The organism is Neobacillus sedimentimangrovi, from assembly GCF_010614825.1.
GTDB lineage: Bacteria > Bacillota > Bacilli > Bacillales > Cytobacillaceae > Neobacillus > Neobacillus thermocopriae.
Genome location: NZ_JAAFZF010000003.1, coordinates 26,003 through 40,838, shown reverse-complemented (window position 1 = coordinate 40,838; position 14,836 = coordinate 26,003). Strand labels below are relative to the sequence as shown.

Genomic DNA, 14,836 nt, shown 5'->3' with positions numbered 1-14,836 from the left:
CAAACATGGTTTTCCGACCGCTTAGCAAATCAATGATTAAAGCTTCTTCAGCATTCCCAACAGACTTAAGACGCTCCTCTCCCTCGCCAGGAAGGGGCAACACAGAAAGTATGGGATTAAGACTTTGGAGCCTTACACTTTTAAAATCATACATTACACAATCTTTCAAATAAAAAACGGCTCGTATTTCTCAGTAACGGGTTTACTTTTGGGGTACAAAATTAAAAATCACAAGGGAAATCACGGTCTAAAACACCTAATTTTCTCTATGTAAATCACAGTTAAATTCGCAAAAAAAGAGCTTGGACTGTCCAAGCTCTTTTAAATATTGTTTAATGCCTTTATAACCACCATTTCTCTTGAGGGATTAAAACTGTCTCTATATTAAAGTTTTTCTCGAACCAATCTTTCATCAAGGTTTTGTGAACAAGAAATTCTGATGCCGAATGGGAAACACCTATTAAAGACATAGAAGTATTTGAAGCATATTCCATCATTTGTTTATATTTCTGTTTTCCATAATCATTATCAATGTGGCAATGGATTTCGCCAGTAATGTAGGCTTGGACACCATTTTCTTCAGCTTCTTTCATCCAATCAACTACATCACCGCAACCAGCAACAATTGCAACCTTTTGAATGTTATCTAATTCTTGACCCTCAAAATCAACATAAGGAATTTCAAAAGTATTCTTTAAGACGGAAATCAAGTTGGAGGTATTTGTTTTTTCGATATTGCAATATAAGACATATTCATTTTTTGCATTTACTGTATCATCAACAAGAATTTGTGCATTTAGCTCTTTTGCTATTGCAATATTCGTACCCAATTTTTTATGACAATCCAATGGAATGTGGCAAGTATAAATGGATAGATTTTTCTTTTTAATTTTGTTGATGTATTTTTCTTTAATTGGTACAAAGCCTTGTCCCCATTTCCCCTTTGGGTCTCCACACTCCATCAAAAGGGGATGGTGCATAAATAATAAATCTCCACTATTGCTTTCTTCTATAAACCGTTCCAATACTTTATCGGTAGGGAATACTGCAAGAAAAACTTTCTCGACAGTTGAATTCCCTTTTAACATCAGACCATTAAATAATTCCACAAAGTTTTTTTCGAAAGCTGTTTGCCAATCAAAGTTTAATGGGTCATAAACCCTTGGAATGAACCGACTAAAAGAAGCATCCTTTCCAAATGAATTTATATCGAATTCAGCGTCTAATTTAGACACTATTTCCTTTAGCTCAACCATAAAATTATTCCCCCAAATAAATTGATTTTTATTTATTTCTTAGAAAAACAATTTAACTAAATATTAAAAATATTTTAACACAAAATTTTATTTTTCCTTATAAAAAAATCACTCCTGTTTTTTAAGGAGTGATTCTACTTGAAATACAATATATCACCTCTAAAGTAAACCTGTTAATTTCTCCAAGCCGCTTTTTTCTCCCACTAGAGTGATTTCTCTTCCAATTTAAATCCTTCCACCACGACCTCTTCATCTACCTCTAGAAGTAGGCATCTTTTTCCTTCGTATGTAATATATTTGACATGTTTCAGGTCTTTCGGATCAATGGTTACATTGGCCACTTTTGTTTCAATTTTTATCGTTTTCGGCACTAAACTGCTCGCTTTAAATTCATGCTTTTCGTCCGAAACGACGCTTTTAAAGGCGTGCTCCACCTTCGCTTCATCAACATTTTCGACGCCACTAACAGTTAAAATCCGTTCGATGTCGCGATAATCCAGGGTTGGGGCTTCACTTTCTTCCTTTTCCACATTCTCTTGGACCACTCGATCAATTTCTTCATAAACACTGGAAATGACCCTCGAATCCACTTCGTCCCCAATTACTTCTTTTAAAATCAAATCAAAACAGTCTTTATCATCCTGTGCAGTAATGATATCCTCACAATCAAGAACTTTATCAATAAACGTATAATCGGGTTGGTTCACTTTCCCGGCACAATAAAGAATATGATTCACATCTGCACGATTGTCATTAAATGCAGGGAACAGGAAACCACACATAGGTGAATCTAAATTAATAATCGGATCCACGACATGATAAGATTTGAATTCTTTTTCAATATAATCAAACATGAGGGCTTTTTTGGGCTGATCGGTTTTATTAAGGCTGCATAGGATAAACTCGTTGACATACACCTCATCATCCCCACCCTCTTCGGATTCCGGATTCCTCTTTTTAGTCGGCTTCCGATACTCTCCACGGATAAATGTCACCACGGTGTCAAATTCATAGGAGGCATAGGCAAACATTTTTCCCACGATCTCCAGCATATTATCCTGCCAATCGGCGGAATCCATTTGCATCCCTTCGTAGAGAATCGTTTGTGTACTGTAATCCACATCCCGTTTGAATTTCAGCTCAAATAGCTTTGCATCCAGATGCCCGGTCAACACCTTTTTAAAATTGGCTAGAAAAAGTTCTTGTGTTTCTTGGTCCAGCATTTGAAAAGGCCTGCTGACTTGGTGATAGATTTCACCTGATTCTTTTTTGACATATACATTGAAGATTTCTCGAATATTCATCCTAGGGTTGTCTAATTTAAATTGTTTTCGAATATTAGCAATGTCTTTTTTGTTCATTTGTCTCATCTCCCATTTCTTGATTATACTGTTCGGAACCGAATCTTCCTAGTGAAAGCCATACCATTTGCTATCGAATGATTGGGAGAGAAGACGAGAAAAAGCTCACTCGAAATCGTCATAAACGACCGTTTTCCTTTCGAGTTCTTCCATCTTGACTCAAGCTCTGGTGATTCGTATTAAAATCTTAATGGGGCGTTAGATGTTCTTAGTTCAATGCCTTCTAGCTTTTTCACAGTCAAATAAAATTCTAAACCAGAACGGACAATGTCTAGTTTCGTCCGTGGTCCAATGGTTATTTCTCGAATTAACAACCGCTTCTCACCAGATTGTTCGTCATATTCATAGACAGGAACTTTGATAAAAGGAATGAACGCGCCTCTGGATACGCGGAAGTGGATGGATTCATTCGATTTCGGAATGTATATAAATCGATATTCTTCTTCACTAGCAAAAGCAGGATGTTTAATAAAGCAACCTAATGTACTAAAAGTAAATAACAATGCCTGGGAAAAACGCTCTTCTGATAATTGGGAATCCCTAACCAGATGTAAAAGTTTTTCTATCACCTTTTTAACAATAGCTTTTTGCTTTTCTTCTGAATAAATGACTCTTCCCACAAAGGTAAACTGAGAATTGAAAGATTGGCCGAAGAACTTTTTCCCATCGATGCCAATATTACATCCCTCATTCATTCCATAATTATTCCATAAAACGAGTGAATCCGGGTTTTCTGTTAATGAAAACGCAAATATATTTAAATCCTTATAATAGCCCTCTGTAGATGCAAAGTCCTTGTATAAGGAAATAAAAGTCTCCTTTTCTTTTGAATCCTCTACATCAACAATTACTTTTTTGACAATTTCGTTGACGTAAGATATTTCTTTATAGTCATTCATAAAATCGACACGTGTGACCCAAATGCATTTTTCACGATCCAGGATATTATTTAAGGCCTCCATCGAGGTGTAATGATAAAGCATAGGCCCATTCATAATTTTCGATAAATTATCAAAAACATGTTCAAGAAAGAAATTCGCCATCTCTTGTGTCGTTTCATCGATAATAACCTTTCCCAAATTCCTTCCTCCCCAATACGTTTTACCCTTTAGTATATCTATTAACGGAAGGAAACATTTCTAGTTTTATGAATAGAATTTCAAAAAATTTCAAGTGCAATGGATGAGCTCTCAACTAAGATAGCCCCTGATTGAACATATGGCAGTGCTAGAACTTGCCTTTAACCAATTTTGCTATGTACAAACAAAAAACTCGCCCATTTGGCGAGTCTTCAATATATCAAGCGACCACTTCCCGCTCATTCTTAAATTTTTCATACTGCTTTTCGGTCATGATTGTTTTTAGAATTTGGACAACTTCCCAAACTTCTTGGTAAGAAGTATATAGTGCAACTGGAGCTAGACGGATAATGTTCGGTGCCCGGAAATCAGGAATAACGCCATTTTCCTTTAGGGACTTGCAAATACGGGCAGCTTCCTCATGCTCAAGACTTACATGTCCACCTCGTCGTTCCTCTTCTCTTGGTGAGCCGATGTGAAATCCCATGCCAGCCAATTCTGTTTCAATTAAATCCATTAAATATTGAGTAAGTTTTAAAGATTTTTCACGGATACGTTCTATTCCTGCTTCATGAAACATGTCTAAGGACCCAATCAGGGGTGCAAGACTCAGCACATGTGGAGTTCCGATTTGGAAAGCTCCGGCAGAGTTTGCAGGTGTAAACGTATGTTCCATATCGAATTGCTTCTCTTTATTCGAACCAAACCAACCAGTCATTCCCGGTAATTGATTAAAATGTTTTCGGTTGACAAATAAGGCGCCTACTGCACCTGGTCCGCCATTTAAATGTTTGTAATTACACCAGAAGGCAAAATCAACATCCCATTCACTGAAATAATGTGGGATCGATCCAGCCGAATGACAGGCATCAAACCCGATTATGATCCCTTTTTTGTGGGCTGCTTCTGTTAATCGTTTCATATCTAAAATTTGTCCGCTTCGGTAAAGAATCGTTGGGAGAACGACTAGAGCCACTTCATCGGTCATAGCTTGAATAAGATCCTCTTCATCTAAATAACGACCATCACGGCTCTTTACCCGAATGAGGTGAGTATCCGGATCCAAACCATGAAGCCTCAACTGGCTTTGAAGAGCATAAATGTCAGATGGAAAATTAAGTTCATCTGCCAATATTTTTGTACGTTTTCCTTCCGGTTTATAAAAGGTGGAGACAAGCTGATGTAGATTAACGGTGGTGGAGCCAGTGACAATCACTTCTTCTTCTGAAGCCCCCACTAATGGCGCCAGTTTCTTACCTAATTCCTCCGACATATAAAACCATGGATGTTTCCCCTGTGTCCAGCCATCAATTCCATATTGCTTCCAATCTTCCAGTGTCTCTAGCAGTGTCTTTTCTGCTCTCTTCGAAAGAAGCCCCAATGAATTTCCGTCCATATAAATCGTTCCAGGTTTTAAATAAAACTCCTCACGAAAACGCGATAGAGTGTCTTTCTCATCTAACTGTTTAGCAAACTCCAATGTTGGCAAGAACTCAGACATCATTTCTCCCATCTCCCTATATTGAAATCGTTTACAAAAAGAATAACAAACAATATGACATGATGTCAATAACTTAGAATACTAGGGAAACAGGTCCGCGAAATTACGACACAATTCCATCTTGATAAAATTTTTCTCAAATAAGAATATATGGTAATGGGGGGGTTCTATGAAAAAATATGTAATTTGGTCTGTTTCCATTCTTGCTGCTTGTGCAATTATTTTTCTAGCCACGATGAAGATTATTGATAATGTTAAAGAATTCAAGAAAAAAGAAGTGAAGATCGAAAAAGCTGTTTCTCAAGAAGAGAAGAAAGAAAAAGAGAAAGAACATGAGGAACAAACTGGCTACATTGGTGGAGAAAATGAATTAGGTCTTAAACCAGATTCTGCTGAGGTGACTGTTGTTGATGTCATGCACAAAATGACTCATCAAAAAGTTAGAGCTGATGATAAATGGGGGGCTTATCCAATGACTCCAGAAAACATTGAGATTGTTTATCATATTGTTTCTAATAGCTCTTTTAAAATCAAAGGAGACTTGTTAGAAATTGTTACAAGATGGAAAAATGGTGATTTTTCCAAAGCAGATGAAGACCATAACTACCTATGGAGATACCAAGGTGGAAACGTCGGTGAAGCTCATGGTCTTATGAGTCCTGAAGAAGAAGCTGAATTCATTAAAAACAACTTTCAAAAATAACTGGAATAGGAGGATTTTTCATGATGAATAAAAAAGTTGTTATTGCTGCTGCCCTTAGCTTGGCAATTGTAGCAGGAGGAGCATTGATTGCTTTATCGAATAGTGATAAAAGTAAAGTAGAATCTAATGAAACTGAGTATCCTAATCTCAAACCACCAAGAATGCATGTAGTAAAAGGTATCGAAAAGGTTGGCGTTACTCCAAGAAGAATTGGAACAAGCTGCCAAAAACGTTGGAGAAATTAATAATGTGAAGGATCTCCAAAACCACTTGATAACTTTATCTTTACAAAAGCTTGAGTTTAAAGGTGAACAGTATCACAAATTTATTCCTCAAGGAACTGCTGACGTAGCAAGAATTCAGGTGACAAAAGCTAACCTTCAATACCTACACAACCAAGCAGTCAAGTTAAATGCCCCAGCAGAATTTGTGAAAATTATAGACAAATGGAAGCAAGGAGACTTCTCTGATATGCTCAATGACTATGCTTTGATTAGAGAGGTAAAACCGGAGGAGAGCGCAGCAATAAAAATGAGAACGGAAGAAGAAGAACAGGAATACATCAAGCATTTCTTCGGTGATAAAGGATTAGAAATTCATAATCGAGATTGGAAATAGTCATTAAAAATAAGCTCTGAATTCTTTCTCTGAAGTTTTTTAAAAAATGGAGCACATCATGTTAAAACAACTATTTTCTTTATTCCCTATTCTTCTTATTTTCGCAAGCTTGTTTTTCCCATTCATTTTAATAGATCTATTGATTATTAATTTAATGGATGGATCTTATTCTAAGTTAATGTATTTAATCCTGTTTCTTGTTGTATTTTATATAGCTGATTTAATATTGAATATCTTCATAGACAGTTTGTTGAAAGTAATGGCTGATTTTAATTTTTTAAAAATGAATGGCAACTTTATTTCTGCAATATTTGATTTATTAGGTAGTTTTATTGTGATTAGTCTTCTTGATTCTATATTTCAAACAGTGAATCTTTCTATTGGCATAAAAATATTAATTGTTTTCATTCATACATTATTAGTATTTTTAATCAATAACTTTCAAACTGAAATTGACCAGGGTGCTGACAATACAGACAATAAGCTGCCATCAACTGTCGAATATGAAATAAGGTATCTTTTGCAAAAAGAAAATTTAGTCACTTGCATTGACTTAATAAAACAAAAATATCCCGATATACCTAAAAAAACAATAATAAAGACGGTTCGAAAAATGAATAACGAACATAAATAAAAATGACTCCTTTTAGGGAGTTATTTTTATTTTGAAAGAAATGGTTTTTGAAAAAAGAGAAGTTTATTTAGGACAAAAATGGTGTAGAACCTGAAGTTGAACTTTTCATTGGCGATGGATATCTTGTGCTTAAAAAGATGAGACCTCCCCTGGTACTAGTGCTAGTAAAATCGTCAAGCATTTGCGGATATGTGCAATGCTTTATGTGATACTATCTGCGACCTGAAAAAAGGTGATGTCACTCTAATATTCATAAGAAAACGACATATGATATACTTTAGGTGGTTTATACAAAGAGAGGAGTTCTTTCCGTGGAGTTACAACAGGCACATTCACATTCGAAATCTACATATATCTTTTTTCTCATTACGGGAATTGTTCTGGTTGCCTTTAATCTTCGGCCAGCCATTACCTCACTGGGTCCACTAATTGGGATGATCCAAGAAGATGTCGGCCTTGCCCATTGGAGTGCCGGTTTATTAATGAGCCTTCCGTTAATCACCTTTGCCGTCATGTCCCCGATTGTTCCAAAAATTGCGGCTCAATTATCCAATGAGAAAACATTATTAATCGGCCTATTTTCACTATTAATTGGAATTAGCATTCGGTCGATCCCGATGACGTTTTTTCTATTCCTGGGAACACTACTTGCCGGGACAGGCATCGCCATTGGAAATGTGCTGCTTCCTGCTATTGTAAAAGATAAGTTCCCGGAAAAATTTGGTCTATTAACAAGTGTCTATTCTACCTCCATGGGCCTACTAGCTTCATTAGCCTCAGGCATCAGTGTTCCATTAGCCGTAGGTCTAGACATTGGATGGCAAGGAGCTCAAGTCATTTGGGGATTACCAGCGGCCATTGCCATTTTCGTATGGTTTTACTTACAAAAATTTAATCAAGAACAACCTCAAGATACAAAAAAGACCCTTGTCAGTACAACATTTGTTTGGAGTTCAGGACTGGCATGGCAAATCGCGATTTTCATGGGGTTTCAATCATTTTTATTTTATGTGACAATCTCTTGGCTGCCTGAAATTTTACATAGCCGTGGCATGAGTTTGGAAACAGCCGGATGGATGCTTTCATTCAGCCAATTAGTGGGACTGCCTGCCAGCTTCTTCATTCCTGTCTGGGCCGGACGGCTTCGTTCCCAAACCTGGCTAGCCTTTATGTTGAATGTGTGCACGTTAATGGGATATATAGGTTTACTTTTTGGCTCCACTTACCCTATTTTCATTACAAGTATTATTTTCATCGGAATCGGTTTAGGTGGAACTTTTCCATTAGCCCTTAGCTATATTGGCCTGCGAACAAGAAATGCGAACCAAGCTGCCGCTTTATCTGGAATGGCTCAATCCACTGGTTATATTTTGGCTGCGGTTGGACCATTATTTATTGGCTACTTATTTGACCATACCCATTCATGGACCATCCCGCTAATCACCCTCAGCTTGGTCACGATTATCGTCATGGTATTTGGAATGATCTCTGGCCGGGATCGAACAATTGAAGGGCGATAAAAACGAAAAAGTTTGGTTTTGAAATGGTTTTAGCATCATTTAGGTATGTAAGTGAACATGAATAAAAAGCATCGGTGAATGACTAAGGTGTTCCGTTTTAAGGTGCATATCGAATCAATGACATATAATATGACGCGTGAATGGTCGCGCGTCATTATTTCTTTTATAACATGCGATGGACATTTGTTTTAAGGGGGATATTTAAAATTTTCCAACTTCGATAATACCTATTCTATTTGAGATAAAAAAAAGACCTCTTATCCACTGGATGATGGTCTTTATTAAGCATAATGTTCTTCTATTAAAGCCCTCTTTAGTTTAAATGTTATGTTTCACAAACTTTCATAACGAATGGTTTCTGTTTACTGTTTTATAGGTCTTTCAAATATCAATTCAAAGTATGATCCTACTGCAACTCCTGAAGTTACAAAATCAGGAGAAAAAATTTGAACAAAACGCCAGCCTTCATTTGCGTGATTTTTAATGACTTCTCGATAGTCTTCCTTAGGTTTACCAGATAATTTTTTCAACTCTATTTTTACAAACTTGTATTCATACATTGATTTCCCCTCCTTTTGATTATGCTTATTTAATTATTAGTAAATATTAATTAGAAAAAGGTTTAAATATTTCGATAATTCACTCCAACTAAATGGCCCCGTTAGTTGAATGAACTTGTGCATGCCATTATTACTAATAATACTACCGTTTCTTTTTTAGATGATGGCTAATTGTCATTTTGGAATGTGATTGGCATATGGATCATATAAACCCGTAAGTAAAGTAACGCTTCCCATTAAAATGACGGTACCTGCTATTAACAATCCATTACCAATGATGTTATTTTTCTTTTTTCGAGAGAATATCCCTAGTGAAATAAAAATAATGGCAATTGGTATTAGTACGAGCCCTAAACCGATATTCAATTGTAATTCCTCTCCTTTAAAGAAAAATTTCCTTAATTTAACAGGTATATTTTAACAAATAATCAGAATAAAACAAGTAAGTCTTTCAAAATAAAATTTCGGTCATTTTTTTCATAAAATCATAAAGATCCGCGCTTGTAACATCCTTTAAACATAAAAAAATACGCATGGATTCCCCATGCGTAAAAGTTATCAGAGAAGTAATTTTTATTTACCAATAAACTCTTGTGTCCAATAGTTACCTTGAGAAACGTGGCCAACGCCAATATGTGTGAAGTTCGGATTTAAAATATTCTTACGATGGCCTTCACTATTCATCCACGCCTTAACTACTTCCTCTGGTGTACGTTGTCCCATGGCAATATTTTCACCAGCAGAACGATAAGAAATGCCATATTGTTTCATCATATCAAATGGTGAACCATAAGTTGGGCTCGTATGGCTGAAATAGTTTTTTACGGACATGTCACGTGATTTTTCACGCGCCATTTTACTTAATTGCTCGTCCACCTTAAGAGCAGGAAGACCTTGTTTTGCACGTTCTTGGTTGGTAAGGTCAACCACTTTTTGCTCATAGGCGCTTAAGCTGTTCGTTGTTTGCTTAGATGCTGGTTGTTGTGGTGTTGCTGGCTTTTCAGCCTTTACAGGTTGCTGAACAGGCTGAGTTGTTTTAGGCTGTGCAGGCTTCTGTGTCTGTTCAGTTGGGTTCATTTTAGGTGATTGCTGCTGAGTCACCGTCTGCTTTGGAATCTTTATGCCATATTGTGAATAGATTTGCTCTAAAATTTTATTTATATCATTCCAATTCGTGCTTTGGTATACATATACATGTTTTTGTACATCAGTTTTGATGGTTGCGGCTTCTGCCTTATCAACGATAGGGCTTGTCATCAATAACGCTGCCGCCGCTGCAACAGTTAATATTCCTTTTTTCTTTGCCATTTCTAACATCCTCCCCTGTCAAAAATCGCTGTTGCCAAATGCACTTTCATCATACCATGAGATTTTTGTCATATTTCAGGAAGGAGTTGGAAATGGATGATTATCCTTTCGTGATTTATCACTATACATCTAACAAAGCTTAGAATGACAAGTTTTATTCACTTTTTTGGAATCGTTTCCTTTTATACCAAATTCCCAATATCTTTAATTATTTCCATGATTTATATACATTTTTAGGGTTGACATACTTGCAAAAAACGGACTTTTTTTACAACTGTTTCTAAAAAATATCAAACCTTACACCTAGATTAACCATGATACAAGCAAGTATCGAAGGAATGCTTGTATCCCATATTTCTATTCATCAAAAAGCTGCGTAGCAATTGGCTTGTAAAATGTACCATTAATAAAATAGCCACTCTATCCCATCCTATAAAAGAAAATTTTATTTTGGAGGTCATTACATGGCACAATTAAGAGATATCATGACATCTAATGTGGTTACTGTTAATGAAACACAAACTGTACAAGAAGCTGCCGCGTTAATGAGTCAATATAATATTGGCGCAATCCCAGTAGTCAACAACAATAAAGAAGTGGTTGGAATGATTACCGACCGTGATATTACCCTTCGTACAACAGCACAAGGAGAAGGAGCACAAACACCTGTGTCTCAAGTCATGACAGCACAAAAAATTGTACAAGCTACACCTGATATGGATGTTCATGAGGCGGCCAATTTGATGGCACAACAACAAATTCGCCGATTACCAGTAACAGAGAATGGAAAAATCGTAGGAATGGTGGCTCTAGGCGATCTTGCCGTACAAAATATCTATGCAAATGAAGCCGAACAAGCTTTACAAAGTATTTCCACTCCTTCTGCTCCTCAGCAGTAATCAAAAGAATTTAAGAAGTGAGCACAGACCCATCCTTGGGGCTGTGCTCATTTTTCCGTACATTAATTGGCATTAAGACATCCATGGTTGCTGAACCATTTGCTTTGTACACTTACTTACCAGAACAAATACAAGGAGAGAAATAATGACAGGAATTGTTACCGTGTGCATACCAAGCAAATTCCCATGAAATTGATAAATATACACATACGAAACTAGTCCGATTACCATCGATGCCAATGCTCCATATTTATTTGCCCCATTCCAATAGAGACCTAAAACAACAGTCCATAAAAAGGCGGATTCCAGCCCACCAAAGGCAAATAAATTTAACCAAATTAATAGTTCTGGTGGACGAATGGCAAAACCTACAACAGCAATCCCAATAATGGTTGTCACAAGAAAACTCATCCGTTTGATTTCCGCCTCATTCGCCTTAGGTTTAATATAGTTTAAATATACATCTTTAACGAGCGTTGAACTTACAAGGATTAATAAGGCATTTACTGTCGACATAATGGCTGCCATTGGTGCCGCCAAAACGATTCCAGCGAGTACAGGCGGTAAAATTTCCAGCGTTAAAGTAGGCATCACTTTATCACCAATTTCTATTCCTGGAATCACGGCTCTTCCAAATACACCAATTAAGTGCATCCCAAACATAATCGTCCCAATACCAATTGTTCCTATAATAATGGCACGATGCATACCTTTTGACTCCTTATAGCTCATCGCCCGAACAGCGATTTGCGGCAGACCAATTACTCCAATTCCAATCAAGATCCAAAATGTCGATACATAAAGCGGTGAAAGGCTGGTATCTGCCCCGTATGGTGAAACGAAATTAGGATTTTCTGCCACAAGATTGGCCATAATCGCAGAAACCCCGCCTCCTTCAATGATCACTGCAATTAAGAGAATGACCGTCCCTAAAATCATAACCGATCCCTGCATAGCATCAGTTAAAGCAACCGCCGCAAACCCGCCAATAATGACATAAACTAGTACCGCTACTGAAAAAATCAGCAATGATCCTTGATAAGATACCCCAGTTAATGACTCGATTAATCGTGCACCACCAACCCATTGTGCGGTCATTGAAGCGAATAAAAAGACAAAAATCGCAAAAGCAGAAAGCAGCACGATCGCATTGGATTGATAACGTGCCTTTAGGAAATCAATTAAGGTAATCGCCTCATATTTCCGAGCGATAATTGCAAATTTTTTTCCTAAAATCATTAAGACAAAATATCCTGCCGGCAATTGTGCCATAGCTAGTAAGACCCAGCCCAATCCCGTTTGATAGGCCACCCCCGGACCACCAATAAAGCTTGACGCACTTCCATATGTCGCCATCATGGTCATCGCAAGTAAAAAGCCGCCCATTTCTCGTCCGCCAAGGAAATAATCCGCAAGAAATGAGTTTGAGTGTCGCAAACGTGCATTTGCCCAAAAGCCAATACAAAATATACTCACTAGGAATATGGCCAGAGGAATGATTACTTGCCAGTGCATCCGTCATCCTCCTCCTCAAGGGAAACTTCGGTAAAGAAGAATTTTATGACTACGGCAATTAGCACAATCATAAAAACGGTTCCAGCAATACAGCTATAAAAAAACCAGGCTGGAAAACCGAGAATGTATGTATACGTTGTTGGATCTTGTCCTCCCAATCCATAGGCAAATCCATACCAAATGGCAAAATTGATAATGACAAGGATGACACCGATCTTTGCTTCCCTATGTGCATATTTAAAACGTTTATCTTTCATTATCTCACACCTTTCCGAACCTATTTTATACGTAATAGCCTAGATGAATAAAGGAATTAGTAAAGCAAGTCTTCCCTGCGACTGGCTCATTATATCAAAAAAATCATTCTTTACACTTTTTCTTTGTTTTTTACGTATTCTACTATTATTTTTCCCTCTCCCTAAGATATTTACAAAAACCCGTTTTACTGGATCCCTAAAATAAACCCAAGCCAAATTCCGTCTTTTTTATTACAAAGAAGAAAGCACCGAAAGTTGGGAGCTGCTTTGTTGAATATGATCTCTATTTCATGAACTTGTAAATAGACTTTAATTTCATGTCACAATCCTGTACTTTTTCTGAAAAAATTCAATGATAGGATAGTTTTATGCTTAGAAGTCAATCTAGTTATGGAAAAAGTGAGTGAAAAATCATGCTGAGTGTAAAAGAAGCTGCTGCACATTTAACTTCGAATGGCATTGCTGCCAGTGATCAAGAGGTAATGACATGGATTAAGGAAGGCAAAATAAAGGCCAAAATGGACAAAAGAAGGAACACCACCTACAAAATCCATATTAAAGACCTTATTGCGTTTATGATACAAACCCATACCGCTCACCTTACTTCCCAATTAGAAGAGTTCCTTCAGGAAAATCGCCGTCTGACCGAACAAATAGAACTATTAAAAACCCGTGTACATATTGAACAATCTAAGGTACGCACCTTAAAAAAATGCCTTAACACACAGATTCAACTCAATGGATCTTGTACTATGAACTATAGTGAGTTGTTGGGGGTGAACCAAGACTCAAACAGCCACGATCTAAAAAAAGAATTTAAAAAGTTATTAAAAGCCCTCCATCCCGACCGCGGCGGAGATGAAAGGCTTTTTAAAGTGTTTCATGAACATTATGAGAATATAAAGTAACCGATCATTTTTGAGGGAAGTCCTTTGACTTCCCTTTATTTTTGGCATGTTATCATGGTAAATGGAAAGGGTGGTTTATGTTCCATATTCTTATGCGGTTCAACTATTTCGGAAATGTCAATGAGGCCATATTCTCCAAACTCTTGTTTTATCGAGTCTGAATCATAAAAAAACATTTTCATCCCTTCCATCATCTCAAAATAGTCTTTCCCTAGTTGTTTGCCCTTTCCAAACATTGGGGCTTCTTTTGAAATGGCCGTAAAAATCATATACCCGCCCGGCTTTAACTGATTATAACAATCTTGAATAAACTTCTCTCTTTCACGCTTATTTAATAAGTGAATAAGAGCATAACAAAATATGCCATCATAAAGCTTATCTTCAAAAGGCATATCGGTGACTGAACCATGAAAAATAGGAATTTGAATACCATTTTGCCTTGCCAATTCTATCGCTGTTTTTGATATCTCAATCCCTGTGACCTTTATTCCATTGTCAATAAAAACCTTAGCATTCCTGCCGTAGCCAATACCAGGTATTAGTATCTCCTTCACTTTCTTTTCAAGGAAAAAGTCCTTTGTCAAGATGGCGGAGTCTGATGGTTCCAATCCCCACATCATTTGATTTTCTTTAAAACTTGATTCCCAAATTTCTGTCATGCACGGTTCTCCTTAAAAAATAGGCTTTTTTCCATAGCTACTAATTTTACATCAATAT

The 14,836-nt window shown here is 36.9% G+C and carries 17 protein-coding genes; 7 read left to right on the top strand and 10 right to left on the bottom strand.

What is annotated here, in order from left to right:
- Positions 1-341: 341 nt before the first annotated feature.
- The 4 genes from GZA11_RS02360 to kynU form a co-directional block, all read right to left on the bottom strand.
- On the bottom strand, positions 342-1,256 hold the full coding sequence (locus tag GZA11_RS02360) for a Nif3-like dinuclear metal center hexameric protein (protein WP_163182760.1): 915 nt from the start codon (positions 1,254-1,256) through the stop codon (positions 342-344).
- Between the two features lie 203 nt (positions 1,257-1,459).
- The gene (locus GZA11_RS02355; protein ID WP_163182759.1) at positions 1,460-2,617 is read right to left on the bottom strand and encodes a DUF4317 domain-containing protein; all 1,158 of its coding nucleotides are present in this window, start codon (positions 2,615-2,617) and stop codon (positions 1,460-1,462) included.
- Between the two features lie 179 nt (positions 2,618-2,796).
- Positions 2,797-3,696 (bottom strand): DUF2971 domain-containing protein, encoded by a 900-nt coding sequence (locus GZA11_RS02350; protein ID WP_163182758.1) that lies wholly within the window; start codon positions 3,694-3,696, stop codon positions 2,797-2,799.
- A gap of 220 nt (positions 3,697-3,916) precedes the next feature.
- Positions 3,917-5,200, bottom strand: coding sequence for a kynureninase (gene kynU, locus GZA11_RS02345; protein WP_038539237.1), 1,284 nt, complete (start codon positions 5,198-5,200; stop codon positions 3,917-3,919).
- Positions 5,201-5,366: 166 nt separating this feature from the next.
- On the opposite strand from kynU, the gene GZA11_RS02340 reads away from it, so the two are divergent.
- From GZA11_RS02340 to GZA11_RS02320, 5 genes are all read left to right on the top strand, one after another.
- Positions 5,367-5,900 (top strand): DUF6241 domain-containing protein, encoded by a 534-nt coding sequence (locus GZA11_RS02340; protein ID WP_038539235.1) that lies wholly within the window; start codon positions 5,367-5,369, stop codon positions 5,898-5,900.
- Positions 5,901-5,920: 20 nt separating this feature from the next.
- Positions 5,921-6,145, top strand: a complete 225-nt coding sequence (locus GZA11_RS02335) for a hypothetical protein (protein WP_163182757.1) — start codon at positions 5,921-5,923, stop codon at positions 6,143-6,145.
- Positions 6,090-6,518, top strand: a complete 429-nt coding sequence (locus GZA11_RS02330; protein WP_204317738.1) for a DUF6241 domain-containing protein — start codon at positions 6,090-6,092, stop codon at positions 6,516-6,518. The genes GZA11_RS02335 and GZA11_RS02330 overlap by 56 nt, the downstream gene beginning before the upstream one ends.
- A gap of 58 nt (positions 6,519-6,576) precedes the next feature.
- Positions 6,577-7,152 (top strand): hypothetical protein, encoded by a 576-nt coding sequence (locus GZA11_RS02325; protein ID WP_163182755.1) that lies wholly within the window; start codon positions 6,577-6,579, stop codon positions 7,150-7,152.
- 311 nt (positions 7,153-7,463) lie between these two features.
- Positions 7,464-8,672, top strand: a complete 1,209-nt coding sequence (locus tag GZA11_RS02320; protein ID WP_163182754.1) for a CynX/NimT family MFS transporter — start codon at positions 7,464-7,466, stop codon at positions 8,670-8,672.
- A 362-nt stretch (positions 8,673-9,034) separates the two neighbouring features.
- Here GZA11_RS02320 and GZA11_RS02315 read toward each other — a convergent pair whose 3' ends face one another.
- The 3 genes from GZA11_RS02315 to GZA11_RS02305 all read right to left on the bottom strand — a co-directional run bounded on the left by GZA11_RS02315 (position 9,035) and on the right by GZA11_RS02305 (position 10,540).
- A complete protein-coding gene (locus GZA11_RS02315) occupies positions 9,035-9,232 on the bottom strand; it encodes a DUF4177 domain-containing protein (RefSeq protein WP_038539223.1) in 198 nt (65 codons plus the stop codon).
- 174 nt (positions 9,233-9,406) lie between these two features.
- A complete protein-coding gene (locus GZA11_RS02310; RefSeq protein WP_163182753.1) occupies positions 9,407-9,598 on the bottom strand; it encodes a hypothetical protein in 192 nt (63 codons plus the stop codon).
- 207 nt (positions 9,599-9,805) lie between these two features.
- A complete protein-coding gene (locus tag GZA11_RS02305) occupies positions 9,806-10,540 on the bottom strand; it encodes a CAP domain-containing protein (protein ID WP_038539217.1) in 735 nt (244 codons plus the stop codon).
- Positions 10,541-11,004: 464 nt separating this feature from the next.
- Between GZA11_RS02305 and GZA11_RS02300 the strand changes: the two genes are divergently transcribed.
- A complete protein-coding gene (locus GZA11_RS02300) occupies positions 11,005-11,439 on the top strand; it encodes a CBS domain-containing protein (protein ID WP_038539214.1) in 435 nt (144 codons plus the stop codon).
- A 72-nt stretch (positions 11,440-11,511) separates the two neighbouring features.
- Here the strand turns inward: GZA11_RS02300 and panF are convergent, their stop codons facing one another.
- The gene (gene panF, locus GZA11_RS02295; protein ID WP_163182752.1) at positions 11,512-12,954 is read right to left on the bottom strand and encodes a sodium/pantothenate symporter; all 1,443 of its coding nucleotides are present in this window, start codon (positions 12,952-12,954) and stop codon (positions 11,512-11,514) included.
- Complete coding sequence (locus tag GZA11_RS02290) at positions 12,939-13,211, bottom strand: YhdT family protein (protein ID WP_038539208.1); 273 nt, start codon at positions 13,209-13,211, stop codon at positions 12,939-12,941. The genes panF and GZA11_RS02290 overlap by 16 nt, the downstream gene beginning before the upstream one ends.
- Before the next feature lie 413 nt (positions 13,212-13,624).
- Here GZA11_RS02290 and GZA11_RS02285 point away from each other — a divergent pair, with 413 nt between their 5' ends.
- The gene (locus GZA11_RS02285; RefSeq protein ID WP_163182751.1) at positions 13,625-14,119 is read left to right on the top strand and encodes a DnaJ domain-containing protein; all 495 of its coding nucleotides are present in this window, start codon (positions 13,625-13,627) and stop codon (positions 14,117-14,119) included.
- Between the two features lie 35 nt (positions 14,120-14,154).
- Here GZA11_RS02285 and GZA11_RS02280 read toward each other — a convergent pair whose 3' ends face one another.
- Positions 14,155-14,778: a class I SAM-dependent methyltransferase gene (locus tag GZA11_RS02280; protein WP_038539205.1), complete on the bottom strand. Its 624-nt coding sequence runs from the start codon at positions 14,776-14,778 to the stop codon at positions 14,155-14,157.
- Positions 14,779-14,836: the final 58 nt, after the last annotated feature.

What these genes read in the sequence shown, in the direction of transcription:
- GZA11_RS02360 (WP_163182760.1), bottom strand. Translation starts at nt 1,256, where the DNA reads ATGGTTGAGCTAAAGGAAATAGTGTCTAAATTAGACGCTGAATTCGAT.
- GZA11_RS02355 (WP_163182759.1), bottom strand. Translation starts at nt 2,617, where the DNA reads ATGAACAAAAAAGACATTGCTAATATTCGAAAACAATTTAAATTAGAC.
- kynU (WP_038539237.1), bottom strand. Translation starts at nt 5,200, where the DNA reads ATGATGTCTGAGTTCTTGCCAACATTGGAGTTTGCTAAACAGTTAGAT.
- GZA11_RS02340 (WP_038539235.1), top strand. Translation starts at nt 5,367, where the DNA reads ATGAAAAAATATGTAATTTGGTCTGTTTCCATTCTTGCTGCTTGTGCA.
- GZA11_RS02335 (WP_163182757.1), top strand. Translation starts at nt 5,921, where the DNA reads ATGATGAATAAAAAAGTTGTTATTGCTGCTGCCCTTAGCTTGGCAATT.
- GZA11_RS02325 (WP_163182755.1), top strand. Translation starts at nt 6,577, where the DNA reads ATGTTAAAACAACTATTTTCTTTATTCCCTATTCTTCTTATTTTCGCA.
- GZA11_RS02315 (WP_038539223.1), bottom strand. Translation starts at nt 9,232, where the DNA reads ATGTATGAATACAAGTTTGTAAAAATAGAGTTGAAAAAATTATCTGGT.
- GZA11_RS02305 (WP_038539217.1), bottom strand. Translation starts at nt 10,540, where the DNA reads ATGGCAAAGAAAAAAGGAATATTAACTGTTGCAGCGGCGGCAGCGTTA.
- GZA11_RS02300 (WP_038539214.1), top strand. Translation starts at nt 11,005, where the DNA reads ATGGCACAATTAAGAGATATCATGACATCTAATGTGGTTACTGTTAAT.
- panF (WP_163182752.1), bottom strand. Translation starts at nt 12,954, where the DNA reads ATGCACTGGCAAGTAATCATTCCTCTGGCCATATTCCTAGTGAGTATA.
- GZA11_RS02290 (WP_038539208.1), bottom strand. Translation starts at nt 13,211, where the DNA reads ATGAAAGATAAACGTTTTAAATATGCACATAGGGAAGCAAAGATCGGT.
- GZA11_RS02285 (WP_163182751.1), top strand. Translation starts at nt 13,625, where the DNA reads ATGCTGAGTGTAAAAGAAGCTGCTGCACATTTAACTTCGAATGGCATT.
- GZA11_RS02280 (WP_038539205.1), bottom strand. Translation starts at nt 14,778, where the DNA reads ATGACAGAAATTTGGGAATCAAGTTTTAAAGAAAATCAAATGATGTGG.